This window comes from Pantoea sp. FN0307 (assembly GCF_050113815.1).
GTDB lineage: Bacteria > Pseudomonadota > Gammaproteobacteria > Enterobacterales > Enterobacteriaceae > Mixta > Mixta alhagi.
On the sequence record NZ_JBNJSO010000001.1, the window covers coordinates 102389 to 120363 of the forward strand.

The 17975-nt window shown below is 54.2% G+C and carries 19 protein-coding genes; 14 read left to right on the forward strand and 5 right to left on the reverse strand.

The window, feature by feature from the left end; all coding sequences use genetic code 11:
- Positions 1-74 precede the first annotated feature (74 nt).
- Complete coding sequence (srmB, locus tag ACQE3Z_RS00530) at positions 75-1418, reverse strand: ATP-dependent RNA helicase SrmB (protein WP_426971611.1); 1344 nt, start codon at positions 1416-1418, stop codon at positions 75-77.
- Positions 1419-1517: 99 nt separating this feature from the next.
- Here srmB and trmN point away from each other — a divergent pair, with 99 nt between their 5' ends.
- Positions 1518-2288 (forward strand): tRNA(1)(Val) (adenine(37)-N(6))-methyltransferase TrmN, encoded by a 771-nt coding sequence (gene trmN, locus ACQE3Z_RS00535; RefSeq protein ID WP_426971613.1) that lies wholly within the window; start codon positions 1518-1520, stop codon positions 2286-2288.
- Here the strand turns inward: trmN and nadB are convergent.
- Positions 2273-3892, reverse strand: coding sequence for an L-aspartate oxidase (gene nadB, locus ACQE3Z_RS00540; protein ID WP_426971614.1), 1620 nt, complete (start codon positions 3890-3892; stop codon positions 2273-2275). The two genes, trmN and nadB, sit on opposite strands and share 16 nt — an antisense overlap.
- Before the next feature lie 474 nt (positions 3893-4366).
- On the opposite strand from nadB, the gene rpoE reads away from it, so the two are divergent.
- The 11 genes from rpoE to acpS all read left to right on the forward strand — a co-directional run bounded on the left by rpoE (position 4367) and on the right by acpS (position 13690).
- Positions 4367-4942 (forward strand): RNA polymerase sigma factor RpoE, encoded by a 576-nt coding sequence (gene rpoE / locus ACQE3Z_RS00545; RefSeq protein WP_085070649.1) that lies wholly within the window; start codon positions 4367-4369, stop codon positions 4940-4942.
- Between the two features lie 30 nt (positions 4943-4972).
- Positions 4973-5623: an anti-sigma-E factor RseA gene (gene rseA, locus ACQE3Z_RS00550; protein WP_426971615.1), complete on the forward strand. Its 651-nt coding sequence runs from the start codon at positions 4973-4975 to the stop codon at positions 5621-5623.
- The gene (gene rseB / locus ACQE3Z_RS00555) at positions 5623-6579 is read left to right on the forward strand and encodes a sigma-E factor regulatory protein RseB (RefSeq protein WP_426971617.1); all 957 of its coding nucleotides are present in this window, start codon (positions 5623-5625) and stop codon (positions 6577-6579) included. The genes rseA and rseB overlap by 1 nt, the downstream gene beginning before the upstream one ends.
- Positions 6576-7043 (forward strand): SoxR-reducing system protein RseC, encoded by a 468-nt coding sequence (rseC, locus tag ACQE3Z_RS00560; RefSeq protein WP_426971619.1) that lies wholly within the window; start codon positions 6576-6578, stop codon positions 7041-7043. Before rseB ends, rseC begins: the two co-directional genes overlap by 4 nt.
- 237 nt (positions 7044-7280) lie before the next feature.
- Positions 7281-9080, forward strand: a complete 1800-nt coding sequence (gene lepA, locus ACQE3Z_RS00565; protein WP_426971621.1) for a translation elongation factor 4 — start codon at positions 7281-7283, stop codon at positions 9078-9080.
- A gap of 9 nt (positions 9081-9089) precedes the next feature.
- The gene (lepB, locus tag ACQE3Z_RS00570; RefSeq protein ID WP_085070657.1) at positions 9090-10064 is read left to right on the forward strand and encodes a signal peptidase I; all 975 of its coding nucleotides are present in this window, start codon (positions 9090-9092) and stop codon (positions 10062-10064) included.
- A gap of 130 nt (positions 10065-10194) precedes the next feature.
- The gene (rnc, locus tag ACQE3Z_RS00575) at positions 10195-10875 is read left to right on the forward strand and encodes a ribonuclease III (RefSeq protein WP_085070659.1); all 681 of its coding nucleotides are present in this window, start codon (positions 10195-10197) and stop codon (positions 10873-10875) included.
- Complete coding sequence (gene era, locus ACQE3Z_RS00580; RefSeq protein ID WP_085070661.1) at positions 10872-11777, forward strand: GTPase Era; 906 nt, start codon at positions 10872-10874, stop codon at positions 11775-11777. Before rnc ends, era begins: the two co-directional genes overlap by 4 nt.
- Positions 11778-11784: 7 nt before the next feature.
- Entirely contained in the window at positions 11785-12519 is a 735-nt protein-coding gene (recO, locus tag ACQE3Z_RS00585) for a DNA repair protein RecO (RefSeq protein ID WP_426971622.1), read from the forward strand.
- A gap of 59 nt (positions 12520-12578) precedes the next feature.
- Positions 12579-13310: a pyridoxine 5'-phosphate synthase gene (gene pdxJ, locus ACQE3Z_RS00590; RefSeq protein WP_426971623.1), complete on the forward strand. Its 732-nt coding sequence runs from the start codon at positions 12579-12581 to the stop codon at positions 13308-13310.
- Positions 13310-13690, forward strand: coding sequence for a holo-ACP synthase (gene acpS / locus ACQE3Z_RS00595; RefSeq protein WP_085070666.1), 381 nt, complete (start codon positions 13310-13312; stop codon positions 13688-13690). The genes pdxJ and acpS overlap by 1 nt, the downstream gene beginning before the upstream one ends.
- 12 nt (positions 13691-13702) lie before the next feature.
- Here acpS and ACQE3Z_RS00600 read toward each other — a convergent pair whose 3' ends face one another.
- Positions 13703-13957 (reverse strand): YfhL family 4Fe-4S dicluster ferredoxin, encoded by a 255-nt coding sequence (locus ACQE3Z_RS00600; RefSeq protein ID WP_250650618.1) that lies wholly within the window; start codon positions 13955-13957, stop codon positions 13703-13705.
- A gap of 59 nt (positions 13958-14016) precedes the next feature.
- Positions 14017-14856, reverse strand: coding sequence for a MurR/RpiR family transcriptional regulator (locus ACQE3Z_RS00605; RefSeq protein WP_085070670.1), 840 nt, complete (start codon positions 14854-14856; stop codon positions 14017-14019).
- 231 nt (positions 14857-15087) lie between these two features.
- Here ACQE3Z_RS00605 and yfhb point away from each other — a divergent pair, with 231 nt between their 5' ends.
- Together yfhb and tadA are read left to right on the forward strand one after the other, a co-directional pair.
- Positions 15088-15723, forward strand: a complete 636-nt coding sequence (yfhb, locus tag ACQE3Z_RS00610; protein WP_085070672.1) for a phosphatidylglycerophosphatase C — start codon at positions 15088-15090, stop codon at positions 15721-15723.
- Positions 15724-15782: 59 nt separating this feature from the next.
- Positions 15783-16292: a tRNA adenosine(34) deaminase TadA gene (gene tadA, locus ACQE3Z_RS00615; protein WP_426971626.1), complete on the forward strand. Its 510-nt coding sequence runs from the start codon at positions 15783-15785 to the stop codon at positions 16290-16292.
- Between the two features lie 7 nt (positions 16293-16299).
- Here the strand turns inward: tadA and mltF are convergent, their stop codons facing one another.
- Positions 16300-17757, reverse strand: a complete 1458-nt coding sequence (gene mltF / locus ACQE3Z_RS00620) for a membrane-bound lytic murein transglycosylase MltF (protein WP_426971628.1) — start codon at positions 17755-17757, stop codon at positions 16300-16302.
- Positions 17758-17975: the final 218 nt, after the last annotated feature.

Below are 17975 nucleotides of genomic sequence, written 5' to 3' on the forward strand. Positions count from 1 at the left end.
GACAGGCCCCGATTCCCTCGCTCAGCCTGAAAAAAAACCGCCAATTATCGGCGGTTTTTTGTTGCCCGGTGCAATTATTCAGCACCATCTTTATTCGTATCGCTACCGTTAGCGGCGGCAGGTTTGCGTCGCTTCCCGATATTTTTGCGGTCGCGGTGACGTACTTTAACGCGTGGCTTGTTCTCTTCTTCTTTTTTCTTCTCTTTCTCTTTACGCTTCGCCAGCACTTTCTTCGACGGCTTGCCTTTTAATTTCTGGCTGGGCGCGCGCGTGGCCGGGCGCAGCTCATCAATAGTGCGCGCTTTCAGCGGCTCACTGATGTAGCGGCTGATTTTCTCCAGCAGCAGATAATCGTGCGCTTCGACCAGCGACAGCGCCGTGCCTTTACGACCCGCGCGGCCGGTGCGACCAATACGGTGCAAATAGACATCCGCCGTGCGAGGCAGATCGAAGTTAAACACATGGCTAACGTCATCCACATCGATGCCGCGTGCGGCTATATCGGTGGCTACCAGCACATTAACCCGACCATCCATCAGACGCTTCAGCGCTTCGTTACGCTTTGCCTGCACCATCTCGCCTTCCAGATAGCTGGTCTGAATACCGGCTTCACGCAGCCAGCCGACCAGTTCATGCACACGCTCGCGCTTACGCACAAAGACGATAGAGCGGGTGGCTTCCGGCTGTTTCAGCAGATGCACCAGCAATTTGGTCTTATGGGCAACATCGTCTGCGCGGTAATACCATTGTTGGATCTTTTTACGTTCACGACGTGAAGGATCCGAATCGATTTCCACCGGCTCTTTGAGCAGACGTTCGGCGAAATCTTTAATGCCGTCGCCTTCCAGCGTGGCAGAAAAGAGCATGGTTTGCTTGCGCCAGCGCGTTTCCGCCGCGATAGTCTCGATGTCCTGCGCAAAACCCATGTCCAGCATGCGGTCCGCTTCGTCGAGGATCAGGATCTCTACCGCCCGACAGTCGAAGTTTTCTTCTTTAATGTATTGCAGCAGGCGTCCCGTGGTGGCTACCACGATATCCTGGTTTTCGCTGAATACTTCAGCGTGGTTCATATAGGCCACGCCGCCGGTAATGGTGGCGATGTCCAGCTGAGTATGCTTAGCCAGCTCCTGCGCCTGATCGGCAACCTGCATCGCCAGTTCGCGCGTCGGCGTCAGGATCAATACCCGTGGCGGACCAGATTTTTTACGCGGGAAATCCAGCAGATGTTGCAGCGCAGGCAAAAGATAAGCCGCCGTTTTCCCGGTCCCGGTTGGTGCTGAACCCAACACGTCGCGACCATCCAGCGCAGGGGGAATCGCTTCTGCCTGAATAGCGGTAGGGCGGGAAAAGCCTTTGTCCTGCAGGGCATCCAGCAGGCTTTCGTCAAGTTCGAGTTCGGAGAATGTGGTTGCGGTCATGTTCTACCTCAGTTTGGGGCGCTGATTATAGACAGATTAGCGACGATCTTCATCTGTTTGTCGGCAGTTTATCGCTTTTAACCCTTTCTTATTTCCCCTATGCTGGCACCGTTTTTGTCTTTGGTCCTGATTATGTCGCAATCAAAACGCCAGTTACGTGGCAACGGTTTTACTTTTAAACGCTTTTTTATCGCACACGATCGCTGTGCAATGAAAGTTGGCACCGACAGCATTTTGCTGGGCGCGTGGGCTCCGGTGGCGCAGGCTGCGCGTGTTCTGGATATCGGCAGCGGCAGCGGTCTGTTGGCATTAATGCTGGCGCAGCGCACCGCCGAAGCAGTAGCGATTGATGCTGTAGAGCTGGAGCCAGAGGCGGCAGCGCAGGCAGCCGAAAATGCTGCGCGTTCGCCCTGGGCGCAGCGTATTCATATCCATCAGGCTGATATTATTGATTGGGCAAAACGTCAGGAACAACGTTATTCGCTGATTGTCAGCAATCCGCCCTATTTTACGCCGGGGCCAGCCTGTGCTTCATCCGCACGGGATAAGGCGCGCGCCACGCATACCCTGAACCATGAAAGTTTATTGCAGTGCGCGGAAACGCTGATTGGCGAAGAGGGCTTCTTTTGCGTGGTATTGCCGGAAGAAGAGGGCAAGCGGTTCGTCAGCATGGCGCTGGCGCGTGGCTGGCATCTGCGTTTCCGTAATGATGTGGCGGAAAACAGCACACGACTGCCGCATCGCGTGCTGCTGGGGTTTTCGCCGGTTGCGGGAGAGCTGTTACAAGAGCACATGGTCATTCGCGGGCCAGACCAGCGTTACTCCCCGGCTTTCTGCAGCCTGACGCAGGACTTTTATCTGTTTATGTAACCCGGCGGCGTCAGGATCGTTGGGCCTGAATCCGGCAGTGTGGCGGGATAGTCGAGCGTAAAGTGCAGGCCCCGGCTCTCTTTACGCAGCATGGCGCTCTGGATAATCAGTTCGGCAACCTGCGCTAGGTTCTTTAGCTCCAGCAGGTTGTTCGAGATACGGAAATGGCGGTAATACTCTTCTATTTCCTGCTGGAGCAGAGCAATGCGGCGGCTGGCGCGCTCCAGGCGTTTGGTGGTGCGCACAATACCAACGTAATCCCACATAAACAGCCGCAGCTCATGCCAGTTGTGCTGGATCACGACCCGTTCGTCCGAATCGTCTACCTGGCTCTCATCCCATGCCGGTAGCCTGTCGATACGCGCAATATGCGACAGCGTACGCCCCATCTCTTCTGCGGCAGACCAGCCATATACCAGACACTCCAGCAGTGAGTTCGACGCCATGCGGTTAGCGCCATGTAAACCGGTATAGCTCACTTCTCCGATGGCGTAGAGGCCCGCCACATCGGTACGACCATGATGATCAACCATAACGCCGCCACAGGTGTAATGGGCCGCCGGCACAATCGGTATCGGCTCGCGGGTTAAATCAAAACCCAGCGAGCGGAGCTTCTCATCAATCATCGGAAAGTGAGCGCGAATAAAATCAGCGGGCTGATGGCTGATATCCAGATACATACATTCGGCACCAAGCCGTTTCATTTCATGATCGATCGCGCGCGCGACAATATCGCGCGGTGCCAGCTCGGCGCGCTCATCAAAATCAGGCATAAAACGGCTGCCGTCAGGACGGCGCAAATAAGCGCCTTCGCCACGCAGCGCCTCGGTTAATAAGAAATTGCGCGCCTGAGGATGATAGAGACAGGTCGGATGAAACTGGTTGAATTCCATATTGGCCACGCGGCAACCGGCACGCCAGGCCATAGCAACCCCATCGCCGGAGGCGACGTCAGGATTGGTGGTGTACTGGTAAACTTTGGCCGCGCCACCGGTGGCCAGCACCACGGCACGTGCGCTACAGGTTTCCACCTGCTCCCGATTACGATTCCAAATCCAGGCCCCCAGCACACGGCGTGGCCCGGACATGCCCAGCCGGTCAGAAAGAATAAGATCGACGGCATTCGTACGTTCCAGAATGCGAATATTGGGATGACTTAGCGCCTGGCTCACCAGCGTGGTCACCACTTCGCGCCCGGTGGCGTCCGCGCTGTGTAAAATGCGACGATGACTGTGACCGCCTTCGCGTGTCAGGTGATAACGTTCCTCGCCGTCAGGCTGGGTTTCTTTATCGAAGGCGACGCCATGTTTTATGAGCCACTCGACGCAGTGGCGCGCATTGCTGGCGATAAAATCCACCGCTTCGCGCTCGCACAGCCCGGCTCCGGCAATCAGCGTATCCTCTACGTGAGATTCGATGCTGTCCATCTCATCAAAAACGGCGGCAATACCGCCCTGTGCATAGAGACTTGAACCTTCGCTGACCGGCCCTTTACTTAACACGGTAACCTGTTGCGTCTCTGCCAGCCGCAGCGCCAATGACAAACCTGCCGCGCCGCTGCCAATAATCAACACATCGCACTGGTAATCAGAAATATCGCTCATGGTGTTTATTTTACTAAACAAGTGGTCATGCGAGCATAAGCGGAAAAAGCAGATTAAAAAAGAGATTAAACATGATGAAAGCACGATCTAAAGCAAAGTAACATTTGTTTTACCACTGGCCTTATCGCTCTTTGCTTTGAAAAGTCTGAGAAATGGCTGTTTTAACGGTGATTTGTTTATTATGGCGAACAAGGTGCAATAATTATGCGTTATTGATGAAAATGTCATGCGCATCGGGTACTCTGCGGCTTACGTCAGATAGCCGGTTAATGATGAAAAACAGGTCGGCGCCGTGCGTTTCCTCAGCATATTTAAATGTTTTGTTAGGTAAAAGTACCCGGTGACGCAACAAAAAAGTGGCTTAACTGAACTATTGTCTTATGACCGGCTCTAACGAAAGCTTGCTCATAAAGTTGAGTGATTGCTGGTGGTTCATTTATGCGTGGAGAATGATTTGAGGAGATATTACCTCGGATGAGCGAGCAATTAACGGATCAGATTCTCGTTGAACGGGTACAGAAAGGAGATCAGAAGTCATTCAATTTACTGGTCGTACGTTACCAGCATAAAGTGGCGAGCCTGGTTTCGCGCTACGTACCGTCAGGCGATGTACCCGATGTGGTACAAGAATCTTTTATTAAGGCTTATCGTGCGCTTGATTCATTTCGCGGCGATAGCGCGTTTTATACCTGGTTATACCGTATTGCCGTTAACACCGCGAAAAACTATCTGGTTGCTCAGGGGAGACGCCCGCCATCCAGCGATGTGGATGCGATGGAGGCTGAAAATTTTGAAAGCGCCGGGGCGCTGAAAGAAATTTCGAACCCTGAGAATCTAATGTTGTCTGATGAACTGAAACAGGTAGTGTTCCGTACCATTGAATCGCTCCCGGAAGATCTGCGTATGGCGATCACGCTGCGGGAGCTGGATGGTCTAAGCTATGAAGAGATAGCTGCCATCATGGATTGTCCGGTCGGCACCGTCCGCTCGCGTATTTTTCGCGCACGAGAGGCCATCGATAACAAAGTTCAACCACTTATCCAACGTTAGAAATAACGGATACAGGAAGGGTACTAAGGCATGCAGAAAGAAAAACTTTCCGCTTTAATGGATGGCGAAACTTTGGACAACGAAGTGATTTCCGCATTGTCTAAAGACGCTACGCTGCAACAAAGATGGGAAAGCTATCATCTTATCCGCGATACGTTGCGTGGTGACGTGGGCGAAACCGTGCATTTCGATATTGCCGCGCGCGTTGCCGCTGCTATCGAACAAGAGCCGGTGCGTAATATCACTACGCTTATCCCGGAAGCGCAGCCAGAACCTGCGCGCTGGGAAAAAATGCCTTTCTGGAAAAAAATGGGCCCGTGGGCTGCGCAAATTACCCAGGTTGGCATGGCGGCCTGTGTCTCTCTGGCGGTTATTGTTGGCGTACAGCATTATAACCAGTCGCAGGATGCCAGCCAGGGCTCAGAAGCGCCCGTATTCAATACGCTTCCAATGATGGGCAAGGCTTCACCGGTTAGCCTGGGCGTGCCTTCTGAAAGCTTTGACACCAACAGCGCCAGCCAGCAAGTGCAGGAGCAGCGTCGTCGGGTAAATGCCATGCTGCAGGATTACGAACTACAGCGTCGTTTACATACCGAACAGATGCAGTTTGATGCGAACGGCCCACAACAGGCGCAGGTTCAGGTTCCAGGAAATCAGTCGTTAGGAATACAGCAGCAGTAATGAAGCAGCTCTGGTGTGTCGTTAGCCTTTTGGCTGGCGGCCTGTTTTATCCGTCCGTCGCCCCGGCGCAGGAAACTGCATCCGGGGCGTTGTTACAACAGATGGAACAGGCCAGCCAATCTCTCAATTATGAACTCGCCTACATCACTGTCTCCCGGTTGGGTATTGAATCGTTACGCTATCGCCATGCGGTAATTGATAACAAGATTTATGCCCAGCTGTTGCAGATGGATGGGCCGCGTCGGGAAGTGATTCAGCGTGGCAAGGATATCAGCTACTTTGAACCGGGGCTGGAGCCTTTCTCGCTGCCCGGCTCGCATATCGTTGATGCGCTTCCCTCAGTGGTTTACGCCGATTTCAAACACTTAACCACCAGCTATGATTTTGTGCCCGTTGGGCGCACGCGTATTGCCGATCAGCTGTGCGAAGTGGTGCGCATTGTGGCGCGCGACGGTACGCGTTACAGCTACATTGTGTGGCTGGATAGCGAAACCCGGCTGCCGTTGCGTATCGATCTGCTCGATCGCGATGGTGAAACGCTGGAACAGTATCGTGTGGTCAGCTTTGCCGTTGATGAAGGCGTGCGCAATTTAATGCAGGGGCTGGAGAAGGCAGATTTGCCGCCGTCGCTCTCGGTGCCTGAAGCGCAAAAAGTTTCTTTCAACTGGCAGCCCGTCTGGTTGCCTGCTGGTATGAAAGAGGTGGCGCAAAGCCGACGTTCGCTGCCATCTATCAATAAGCTTGTGGAATCAAGGTTCTATTCAGACGGGCTATTTAGTTTTTCAATTAACGTCAGCCCGGCGGATAAAAACAGCACGACGCAGCTATTGCGTACTGGTCGTCGCACGGTGCAAACTGCTACCCGCAACAATACTGAAATTACCATTGTTGGCGAATTGCCGCCCTCTACGGCGAAGCGTATCGCCGACAGTATCAACTTAGGTACACAACGATGATGAGAGAATGGGCCACCGTAGTTGCGTGGCAGGATGGCATCGCCACGCTCCACTCGGAAGTGAAAACCACCTGTAACAGTTGTTCAGCGCGCAAAGGCTGCGGCAGCGCAATGCTGAACAAGCTGGGGCCAAAAAATGCGCACGTGATGCAGATTGCCAGTGAACAGCCGCTGCAGCCCGGTCAACGGGTTGAGTTAGGCATTCGTGAAAGCAGCCTGTTAAGCTCTGCGCTATTGGTTTATATGACGCCGTTGTTAGGGCTGTTTTTGCTGGCCGGGCTGTTTCAGATGCTGTTTCATACCGATCTGGCCGCAGCCTGTGGCGCGCTGTTAGGCGGAATCGGCGGCTTTATCGTAGCCAAAGGCGTTTCGATGCGCTTTGGCGAGGGCGAAGCTTTCCAGCCGGTGATCCTGAATATTATGTTGCCGCCCGATGCGCTTCGGGTTGAGCCAGAATCCCACTAAATGTCAGCCGGACGATGCATCTCGTTCGGCCAATGTTTTGCGCTTTTTTACACCTCCCTTACAGCAAATAGGCTATCATCCCGTTTTCCTTGCTTTATCTCCCGGCGCGATGATTCCACCACCCTGATATGTCGTGTACAATGCGCCATTCGGGCTGTCTCCGCCTGTGATATTCCACGCTCTCCTGAGGTTGCATCGCGAGAGTTTCAGCATTTGTAAGGCAGAATAACCTCCATAATGAAGCATATAAGAAACTTTTCGATCATCGCGCACATTGACCACGGTAAATCGACCTTATCAGATCGTTTGATCCAGATTTGCGGCGGCCTGGCCGATCGTGAAATGGCTGCGCAGGTTCTGGACTCAATGGATCTGGAGCGGGAACGCGGCATCACTATTAAAGCGCAGAGCGTGACGCTCGATTACAAAGCGCAAAACGGTGAAACTTACCAGCTCAATTTTATCGACACGCCAGGCCACGTTGACTTCTCCTATGAGGTCTCGCGTTCTCTTGCTGCCTGTGAAGGTGCGCTGCTGGTGGTTGATGCAGGGCAGGGCGTAGAAGCGCAAACGCTGGCTAACTGCTATACCGCCATCGAAATGGATCTGGAAGTGGTGCCGGTACTGAACAAAATTGACCTGCCAGCGGCCGACCCCGATCGCGCGGCGCAGGAAATTGAAGATATTGTTGGTATCGACGCCACGGATGCGGTGCGTTGCTCGGCCAAAACCGGCGTGGGCGTGCCGGAAGTGCTGGAGCGGCTGGTACGTGATATTCCGCCGCCGGAAGGCGACCCAAGCGCGCCGCTGCAGGCGCTGATCATCGACTCCTGGTTTGATAACTATCTGGGCGTTGTGTCGCTGGTGCGTATTAAAAACGGCACCCTGCGCAAGGGCGAGAAAATCAAGGTGATGAGTACCGGGCAGGTCTACAACGCTGACCGTCTGGGGATCTTTACGCCGAAGCGGGTGGATCGCGATGTGCTGAACTGCGGTGAAGTAGGCTGGCTGGTTTGCGCGATTAAAGATATCCTCGGCGCGCCGGTAGGCGATACCTTAACCGGTGCGAAACATACCGCGGAAAAAGCGCTGCCGGGCTTTAAGAAAGTGAAGCCGCAGGTTTATGCCGGTCTGTTCCCGATCAGCTCAGACGATTATGAAGCCTTCCGCGATGCGCTGGGCAAACTGAGTCTGAACGATGCCTCGCTGTTTTATGAGCCGGAAAGCTCAACGGCGCTCGGTTTTGGTTTCCGCTGCGGCTTCCTTGGCCTGCTGCATATGGAGATCATTCAGGAGCGTCTGGAGCGTGAATACGATCTTGACCTGATCACCACCGCGCCGACCGTGGTGTATGAGGTAGAAACCACCGGTGGTGAAACCGTTTATGTCGACAGCCCTTCCAAGCTGCCGCCGTTGAATAATATTAGCGAGCTGCGCGAGCCGATCGCCGAATGTCACATGCTGATGCCGCAAGAATATCTGGGCAACGTGATTACGCTGTGCGTTGAAAAACGCGGCGTACAAACCAATATGGTCTATCACGGTAATCAGGTTGCGCTGACCTATGAGATTCCGATGGCGGAAGTGGTGCTGGACTTTTTCGATCGTCTGAAATCCACTTCGCGCGGTTATGCGTCACTGGATTATAACTTCAAACGCTTCCAGGCCTCTGACATGGTGCGTGTAGACGTATTAATCAACGCCGAACGCGTTGATGCGCTGGCGCTGATTACCCACCGCGACAACTCGCAGTATCGTGGTCGTGAGCTGGTAGAAAAGATGAAAGATCTGATCCCGCGTCAGCAGTTTGATATTGCGATTCAGGCGGCGATCGGTAACCACATTATTGCCCGTTCGACAGTGAAACAGCTGCGTAAAAACGTTATCGCTAAATGCTACGGCGGCGACGTAAGTCGTAAGAAAAAGCTGTTGCAGAAGCAGAAAGAAGGTAAGAAACGCATGAAGCAGGTCGGTAACGTTGAGCTGCCGCAGGAAGCGTTCCTGGCCATTCTGCACGTGGGCAAAGACAGTAAATAAGGATATCTGATGGCTAATATGTTTGCCCTGATTCTGGCGATTGCGACGCTGGTTACCGGCATTATCTGGTGTATCGACAGGTTTAAGTGGGCACCAGCCCGCCGCGCGCAGCAGGCCCAGGCCCAGGCGCAAACCGGCAGTTCGCTGGATGATAAAACGCTGGCGAAAGTAGCGAAGCAGCCTGGCTGGGTAGAAACGGCAGCATCGGTGTTCCCGGTGCTGGCGGTGGTATTCGTGGTGCGCTCGTTTATTTACGAGCCGTTCCAGATCCCTTCCGGTTCAATGATGCCGACGCTGCTGATTGGCGATTTTATCGTGGTAGAGAAATTTGCCTACGGCATTAAAGATCCTATTACCCAAACCACGCTGATCCCGACCGGGCATCCAAAACGCGGTGATATCGCTGTGTTTAAATACCCTAAAGATCCGAGCCTGGATTACATCAAGCGCGTTATCGGCCTGCCTGGCGATCGCGTGACGTATGACGCTCTGAATAAAACGCTGACGGTGAACCCGGCTTGCGACAGCGGTAAATCGTGCGATAAAGCGCTGCCGGTTACCTACTCGGACGTAGCGCCCAGCAACTTTATCCAGACTTTCAGCGGCTTTGATGGTAATGAATCCGGTAACGGTTTCTGGCAGGTGCCGCAGGGCGAAACCATGCCCGGCGGCCTGCGTCTGGCGGCCCGTAAAGAGACATTGGGTGACGTAACCCACAATATTTTACTGGTAACAGAAGCGCAAAGTCAGGCCAGCATGTATTATCAGCAGCCGGGACAGCCGCAGGCGAGCTGGGTTGTGCCGGCAGGCCACTATTTTATGATGGGCGATAACCGTGATAACAGCGCTGACAGCCGTTACTGGGGGTTCGTACCAGAGAAAAACCTGGTTGGCAAAGCGACCGCGATCTGGATGAGCTTTGAAAAACAGGAGGGTGAATGGCCAACCGGCGTTCGCCTGAGTCGTATTGGCGGCATCCACTAAGGTTGCCGTGAGTAAAACGGATGGCTTCCCGCCTGCGGGAAGCCACTGCAAACGAAACTGTTTAGCGTTGACCGCTGTCAGCCCTGTTTCGTATGCAGCATAATTGACGCATTATTGAAATTGGTATCGCATGAATCCCATCCTCATTAACAAGCTCCAGCGAAAGCTGGGCTACACTTTTACTCATCAGGATCTACTGCAACAGGCATTAACCCACCGGAGTGCCAGCAGTAAGCACAACGAGCGTCTTGAGTTTCTTGGCGATTCCATCCTGAGCTTTGTTATTGCTAATGCGCTTTATCACCGCTTTCCCCGCGTGGATGAGGGCGATATGAGCCGCATGCGCGCAACGCTGGTAAGGGGAAACACCCTGGCGGAGATGGCGCGCGAATTTGATTTAGGCGAATGCCTGCGTCTGGGGCCTGGCGAGCTGAAAAGCGGCGGATTCCGTAGGGAATCGATCCTTGCCGATACCGTTGAAGCATTAATCGGCGGCGTGTTTCTCGACAGCGACATTCAGACCGTCGAGCAGCTGATTCTGAACTGGTATCAAAGCCGTCTGGATCAGATTAGCCCCGGCGACAAACAGAAAGATCCAAAAACGCGTCTGCAGGAGTATCTGCAGGGTCGTCATCTGCCGCTGCCCTCCTATCTGGTGGTGCAGGTGCGTGGCGAAGCGCACGATCAGGAATTTACCATTCACTGTCAGGTGAGCGGCATGGCGGATCCGGTGGTAGGCACCGGTTCCAGCCGTCGTAAAGCTGAACAGGCAGCGGCCGAACAGGCGCTGATTAAGTTAGGACTCGAATGAGCGAACAACAGATGCACTGCGGCTTTATTGCGATTGTCGGCCGCCCCAACGTTGGAAAATCCACGCTGCTGAACCAGTTACTGGGGCAGAAGGTTTCCATTACCTCGCGTAAACCGCAAACCACGCGCCATCGTATTATGGGCATCCATACCGAAGGCGCGTATCAGGCGATTTATGTGGATACGCCCGGCCTGCACATTGAAGAGAAGCGGGCTATCAACCGCCTGATGAACCGCGCCGCCAGTAGCTCAATTGGCGACGTAGAGCTGATCATCTTTGTGGTGGAAGGCACCCGCTGGACGGCGGATGATGAAATGGTTCTCAACAAGCTGAAAGAGAACAAAGTGCCGGTGCTGCTGGCCATCAATAAAGTCGATAACATTACCGATAAATCTATCCTGCTGCCGCACCTGAAATTCCTGAGCGAGCAGATGGAATTTATGGATATGGTGCCGATCTCCGCAGAAAGCGGTAAAAATGTCGATACCATTGCCAGTATCGTGCGCAAGCGCCTGCCGGTAGCCGATCATCACTTCCCGGAAGATTACATCACCGACCGCTCACAGCGTTTTATGGCGTCGGAAATTATCCGTGAAAAACTGATGCGTTTCCTGGGGGCCGAGCTGCCCTATTCGGTCACGGTTGAGATTGAGCGCTTTATCACCAACGAACGCGGCGGTTATGATATCAACGGCCTGATTCTGGTGGAGCGTGAAGGCCAGAAAAAGATGGTGATCGGTAATAAAGGCGCCAAAATCAAAACCATCGGTATTGAAGCGCGTAAGGATATGGAAGAGCTGTTCGAGATGAAAGTGCATCTTGAACTGTGGGTTAAAGTGAAGTCTGGCTGGGCAGATGACGAACGTGCGCTGCGTAGTCTGGGCTATGTTGACGATCTTTAATCACTGAATGGAAGGCTGGCAACGCGCTTTTGTCCTGCATGGGCGGCCCTGGAGCGAAACCAGCCTGATGCTGGATCTGTTTACCGAAAATCATGGTCGGGTGCGCGTTATTTCCAAAGGCGCGCGCGCTAAGCGCTCCCATCTCAAAGGGGCGCTACAGCCTTTCACGCCGCTGCTGGTTCGCTGGGGCGGTCGTGGTGAAGTGAAAACGCTGCGCAATGTAGAGGCGGTCTCGCTGGCTTTGCCCTTAAGCGGCACTACCCTGTACTGCGGCCTGTATGTTAACGAGCTGGTTGCGCGCGTGCTGGAGCATGAAACCCCCTTTCCCGAACTCTTCTTTGATTATCTTCACTGCATCCAGTCTCTGGCACAGGCCAACGGCAGCCCGGAACCGGCATTGCGTCAGTTTGAACTGGCGCTGCTCAGTCATTTAGGTTATGGCGTCGATTTTTTGCACTGTGCTGGCACAGGAGAAGAGATTGAAGATGGCATGACCTATAGCTATCGTGAAGAAAAAGGCTTTATTGCCAGCCTGGTCATTAATCAGCGCAGCTTTACCGGACGGCAGCTGCGCGCGCTCGCCGAGCGAAATTTTCCTGATGGCGATACGTTGCGAGCCGCAAAACGCTTTACACGAATGGCGTTAAAACCCTGGCTGGGCGGCAAGCCGTTAAAAAGCCAGGAACTGTTCCGCCAGTTTATTCCCAAAAAGCGTGCTGAAACGCCGGATCGCCAGGAGTAAATACAGCGAGCGCCAGCGCGTTTCGCTGCCTGAATAACCGCAACATTCTGAGGATTGCCATGGCTGAGTTGTTATTAGGCATCAATATTGACCATATCGCTACCGTGCGTAACGCCCGCGGCACCCAATATCCCGATCCGGTTCAGGCAGCTTTTGTTGCCGAGCAGGCAGGCGCCGACGGCATTACTGTGCATCTGCGTGAGGACCGCCGCCATATTACCGATCGCGACGTGCGTCTGCTGCGACAGACCATTGAAACGCGCATGAACCTGGAGATGGCGGTCACGGAAGAGATGTTAGCCATCGCCTGTGAGCTAAAACCGCATTTCTGCTGTCTGGTGCCGGAAAAGCGTCAGGAAGTGACCACCGAAGGCGGTCTGGACGTGGCAGGTCAGCAGGCGAACGTTAGCGCGGCGGTAGAGCGTCTGAGCGCGGCGGGCATTCTGGTTTCCCTGTTTATTGATGCCGACGAGCGTCAGATTGATGCCGCTGTGGCGGCAGGCGCGCCTTATATCGAAATCCACACCGGCGCTTACGCCGAAGCGGAAGAGGGCAGCGCGCGTGATGCAGAACTGGCGCGGATTCGTCATGCGGCCAGCTATGCGGCGTCGAAAGGGTTGAAAGTCAACGCCGGTCATGGCTTAACCTACCATAACGTGCAGCCGATCGCCGCGCTGCCGGAAATGCATGAGCTGAATATCGGCCACGCTATTATTGGCCGTGCGCTGATGAGCGGCCTGGCAGATGCGGTAAAAGAGATGAAACAGCTGATGCGGGAAGCGCGCCGCTAATGGCTATTCTTGGACTGGGCACCGATATTGTTGAAATTGAGCGCATCGAAGGGGTCATCAGCCGTTCGGGCGATCGCCTGGCGCGCCGCGTGCTGAGTGAAAACGAGTGGCAGCAGTATCAGACGCACCAGCAGCCGGTGCGTTTTCTGGCTAAACGCTTTGCGGTAAAAGAAGCGGCGGCAAAAGCATTCGGCACAGGTATTCGCGGCGGCCTGGCGTTTAATCAGTTTGAAGTTTATAACGATGCGCTGGGTAAGCCGGAGCTACGCTTTTTTCAGCAGGCGGCTGAGCTGGCAACCCGGCTGGGGGTGCAAAACGTTCACGTCACGCTGGCTGATGAACGTCATTACGCCTGTGCAACGGTGATTATTGAAGGTTGAGGCGGCAACGCCTCATACTGCGTGGTGGATCAGCACAAATTTTTCCCACAGCTGCTCACGATTTTCCTGATGTGCCGGATCGGTCACGATAGTGTTATCGATCGGGCACACGCTCATGCAGGTCGGCGTATCGTAATGTCCTACGCACTCTGTGCAGAGCCAGGGATCAATCACATAAATTTCATCGCCCATCGAAATCGCCTGGTTAGGGCACTCCGGTTCGCACATATCGCAATTGATGCATTTTTTAGTAATCAGTAACGCCATGATGCTCCCGGTCCTGCCTGAATAACGTAAAGCGCGGTCATTATACGCTCGCTAACAGATCATACCAGTTTTTTTACCAGCGACTCGCTGTGACGAATATAGTCAGAGGCGCGTTCGGCATCCTGCTGTACCAGCGCCATAAACAGCAGATCGGTCAGCGCTAGCTGGGCCGAGGTAGAGGAGATTGCGGCGCTGCGCGTACTCTGCTCTTCCGCCACGGTATATAAACAGTGGGTAGCGCACTGCTGCAGCGTATTTGGCGTAAAACCGGTAAAGGCCAGCACATAAGCGCCCACGCGCACCGCCTCCTGCGCGGCGAGATTGATCTCGCGTCGCTCTCCACTGTATGAGATAGCCAACAGCAAATCCCCGGCGCGTAGCGCCTGTACGCTGGCCAGCAGCGCATGCATATCCTGTTCGGCTACCGCGCTGATGCCGATTTTCATTAACTTCCATGAAAAATCTTTCGCCACCAGGCCCGATGCGCCCATGCCGACCAGCACAATGCGATCGGCGCGCTTGATAAGCGCCAGCGTTTCCAGCAGCTTATCTTCGCTGTTGATATCCAGCGTAGCGCGAATAGCGGAAACCTTTTCCGTAAACAGCTTTTCACCCACAACCTTCAGCGGATCGCCGCTCAGAATATGGTTATGTACCGTAATTGACTCTTTGGCCTGTAGCGATGCGCTTAGCGCCAGCTTAAGCGCCGGAAAACCTTTATAGCCCAGCTTTTGCGCAAATTTAACTACGCTGGACTGACTCACACCCGCTTCCTGCGCCAGTCGTGGCGAGCTGAGTTGGCAGGCATGTGCGGGCTGCGCCAGAAGATAATCGGCCAGCCGACGCTCATTCAACGCCAGCCCGGAATAGAGTTGACGGATGCGTAACAGGGCACTCATGGCAGACTCCTTCAGATTGATATTGCCAGCTAACAGAAGCAGGCCTGCACGCCGCCTTAGCTACTTACTTGCTGATGAATAAGCATAAAGCATTGTTTATGTAATTTTATAACGCGGATCAAAGCGGAAGCCAAATTACATTGCAATAGCGCTGCCGTTAGTCAGCGATGGCTGCTACTGTCTACACTAATGAATGCTGAAGCAAAAGGTTTATCGAAGGAGAGCGGTGTAATGGCGGATTCGCAACGACGGGTGGTATTTTTTGATCTGGATGGCACCTTACATCAACAGGATATGTTTGGCACCTTTATGCGTTATCTGCTGTGGCGACAACCGCTTAATTTGCTGTTGGTGGTACCGCTGCTGCCGGTGGTAGGTGCCGGTATGTTGCTAAAGGGGCGTGCGGCGCGCTGGCCAATGAGCCTGCTGCTATGGTCTATCACTTTTGGACACAGCGAAGCGGCGTTACAGCGTCGTGAGGAGAGCTTTGCCCGCTGGTTCCGTCAGCGGGTGGTGGCGTTTCCGGTAGTGCAGCAGCGATTAACCGATTATCTCAGCAGTGAGGATGCCGATGTCTGGCTGATCACCGGGTCGCCGCAGCCGCTGGTGGAAAAGGTCTATTACGACTCTGCCTTTCTGCCGCGCGTGAAGCTGATCGCCAGTCAAATGAAGCGAGGCTGGGGCGGACGTATTCTCAGCCTGCGCTGCCTGGGGCATGAGAAGGTTGTGCAGCTGGAAGAGCAGATCGGCACGCCGTTGCAGCTCTACAGCGGCTATAGCGACAGCAAGCAGGACAACCCACTGCTCTATTTTTGCCAGCACCGCTGGCGCGTGACGCCGCATGGCGAACTGCAACAGTTGGAATAATTTGGTCTGCTATCAGGTTTGGTTATAATGCCAGCCGCATTTTTCCGCTGGAGAGTACTGTGAGCGAAACAAGTGATGAATACTGGATGCGCTATGCGTTACAGCTGGCGCATCGGGCGCGTGAGCAGGGCGAAGTTCCGGTGGGAGCGGTGCTGGTACAGCATGATCAGGTGATTGGCGAAGGCTGGAACCGACCCATCGAACAGCACGATCCTACAGCGCACGCTGAAATGATGGCGTTGCGTCAGGGAGGTAAAGTGCTGGAAAACTATCGCCTGCTGGATACCACGCTATACGTCACGCTGGAGCCATGCATCATGTGTGCGGGCGCGATTGTTCATAGCCGCATTAGCCGACTGGTCTTTGGCGCCAGAGATGAAAAAACCGGCGCGGCCGGGTCGCTGGTAGATATATTGGGGCATCCGGGCATGAACCACCAGGTTAAGGTGGAGCATGGCGTACTGGCAGAGGAATGCGCCGCCACGCTCAGCGATTTTTTCCGCATGCGCCGTGCACAAAAACGTGCGCAGCGGCAGGCGCTGCGGGCAGCGCAGGCGAATCAGCCCTGAGACCGCTTTAATTCATGGCGATATCGGGCGCAACGGCCGGATAACCCGCACCCAAAGCCGCTTCCGCTGCTTTACGCTGGGCCAGCTTTTTTTCTTGCTCCTGCAGATAGCCCACCAGGCTAAGCTGATACTTGCGGATATTCTCCACGTAGTTATAGGCTTCGTGACCGCGTGCATAGCCGTAGGTGGTCTGACTGTAATAGCGTTTCTGGCTCAGCATCGGCAGCCGTAGCTTAACGTCTGCCCAGCTGTCAGGATTGCCGCCCTGTTTTTCAGTCAGCTTACGCACATCCAGTATATGCGCGTAACCCATATTATAGGCTGCCAGCGCAAACCAGATACGCTCATCCTCCGGCACGGTAGAAGGAACCTTTTCCATCATGCGTTGCAGATATTCACTGCCGCCGCGAATGCTCTGTTCTGGATCGAGACGATCGCTCACCGCCAGGCTGTCAGCGGTGTTGCGGGTCAGCATCATCAGGCCGCGCACGCCGGTTGGCGAGGTCGCCTGCGGATTCCAGTGCGACTCCTGATAAGAGATTGCCGCCAGCAGCCGCCAGTCTATTTCTTTCGCATAGCGTTCAAACAACGGGCGGATACCGGGCAGAGTATCGTCAATCGCGCGCAGGAAGGTACGGGTATCCACATAGTCAAAAGCGCCAACGTGACCAAGATATTTCTCTTCCAGCCGCGCCATTGCGCCTTCCTCTTCCATCTGGCTAAAGAAGTCGAGCATCGCCGCATAGAGGCTGTCATCTTCTTCACGCTGCATATACCAGGTGACAGGCTCTTCATCGGTAATATCAAACGCCACCGCCAGCTGCGGATGAATACGTTGCAGCAGGCCGATAGTCACGGAATCGCCGATGGTATAATCCAGCTCGCCATCCGCTACTGCCTCCAGTAGCGCTTTCGGTCCCTGATCGGTGGAGATCGCCCAGTCCAGATCGGGATACTGGTTCTCTTTGACATTGCGTAGCGTGGACATATAGGCAGAGCCGGAAGCAACCGTGAGCCGCCCCTTCAGGTTGCCAAGATTCTTCGGGCGCGGCGTGCCGATGCGGTAAACCAGCTGCTGCGAGACGGAATAATAGCTGGGGCCGGTACGAAAGCGTGCCAGCCGTTCGCTGTTATAAATCAGCCCGGCAGCCAGCATATCGGCATCCCCGTCATCAAGGTCATCGAACAGGTCGTTCAGATTTTGCCGAACGGTAACCTGCAACGTCACCCCCAGATAATCGGCGAATCGCTTCGCCAGCTCATAATCCATTCCGGCCGGTGCGTTATTGACGGTGTAGTAAGTCAGCGGAGAATTAATGGTACTAATTCGTAACACTCCCCGCGATTTTATCTGCGCAATTTTATCCTGCGTCCCGCCGTACCACGGGATGGTTGGCCAAAGCGCTACTGCCAGCAGCACGGTGATCAACCCGATAAGCAGATAATTAATTTTCAGGCGTTTCAAATAGTTATCTCTCGGTGGCTCTAAGGCCTCTGTCTCTTTGGGCAGCGTTTGTTATCTATTAAATCCCAGAGCGTGGGGCATTTTGCGCAACAAAGCCGCACAGAGCAACTTTAATAGCAGGAATCGTGCAATTTTCAGGCTATTTCGCAGCGCGGAAATTTCAACGCAAACGGTTTCGTTACCGGCCCCGTTTCTTTATAATATCGCCCGTTTTCCCT

What these genes read in the sequence shown, in the direction of transcription:
- srmB (WP_426971611.1), bottom strand. Translation starts at nt 1,418, where the DNA reads ATGACCGCAACCACATTCTCCGAACTCGAACTTGACGAAAGCCTGCTG.
- trmN (WP_426971613.1), top strand. Translation starts at nt 1,518, where the DNA reads ATGCTGGCACCGTTTTTGTCTTTGGTCCTGATTATGTCGCAATCAAAA.
- nadB (WP_426971614.1), bottom strand. Translation starts at nt 3,892, where the DNA reads ATGAGCGATATTTCTGATTACCAGTGCGATGTGTTGATTATTGGCAGC.
- rpoE (WP_085070649.1), top strand. Translation starts at nt 4,367, where the DNA reads ATGAGCGAGCAATTAACGGATCAGATTCTCGTTGAACGGGTACAGAAA.
- rseA (WP_426971615.1), top strand. Translation starts at nt 4,973, where the DNA reads ATGCAGAAAGAAAAACTTTCCGCTTTAATGGATGGCGAAACTTTGGAC.
- rseB (WP_426971617.1), top strand. Translation starts at nt 5,623, where the DNA reads ATGAAGCAGCTCTGGTGTGTCGTTAGCCTTTTGGCTGGCGGCCTGTTT.
- rseC (WP_426971619.1), top strand. Translation starts at nt 6,576, where the DNA reads ATGATGAGAGAATGGGCCACCGTAGTTGCGTGGCAGGATGGCATCGCC.
- lepA (WP_426971621.1), top strand. Translation starts at nt 7,281, where the DNA reads ATGAAGCATATAAGAAACTTTTCGATCATCGCGCACATTGACCACGGT.
- lepB (WP_085070657.1), top strand. Translation starts at nt 9,090, where the DNA reads ATGGCTAATATGTTTGCCCTGATTCTGGCGATTGCGACGCTGGTTACC.
- rnc (WP_085070659.1), top strand. Translation starts at nt 10,195, where the DNA reads ATGAATCCCATCCTCATTAACAAGCTCCAGCGAAAGCTGGGCTACACT.
- era (WP_085070661.1), top strand. Translation starts at nt 10,872, where the DNA reads ATGAGCGAACAACAGATGCACTGCGGCTTTATTGCGATTGTCGGCCGC.
- recO (WP_426971622.1), top strand. Translation starts at nt 11,785, where the DNA reads ATGGAAGGCTGGCAACGCGCTTTTGTCCTGCATGGGCGGCCCTGGAGC.
- pdxJ (WP_426971623.1), top strand. Translation starts at nt 12,579, where the DNA reads ATGGCTGAGTTGTTATTAGGCATCAATATTGACCATATCGCTACCGTG.
- acpS (WP_085070666.1), top strand. Translation starts at nt 13,310, where the DNA reads ATGGCTATTCTTGGACTGGGCACCGATATTGTTGAAATTGAGCGCATC.
- ACQE3Z_RS00600 (WP_250650618.1), bottom strand. Translation starts at nt 13,957, where the DNA reads ATGGCGTTACTGATTACTAAAAAATGCATCAATTGCGATATGTGCGAA.
- ACQE3Z_RS00605 (WP_085070670.1), bottom strand. Translation starts at nt 14,856, where the DNA reads ATGAGTGCCCTGTTACGCATCCGTCAACTCTATTCCGGGCTGGCGTTG.
- yfhb (WP_085070672.1), top strand. Translation starts at nt 15,088, where the DNA reads ATGGCGGATTCGCAACGACGGGTGGTATTTTTTGATCTGGATGGCACC.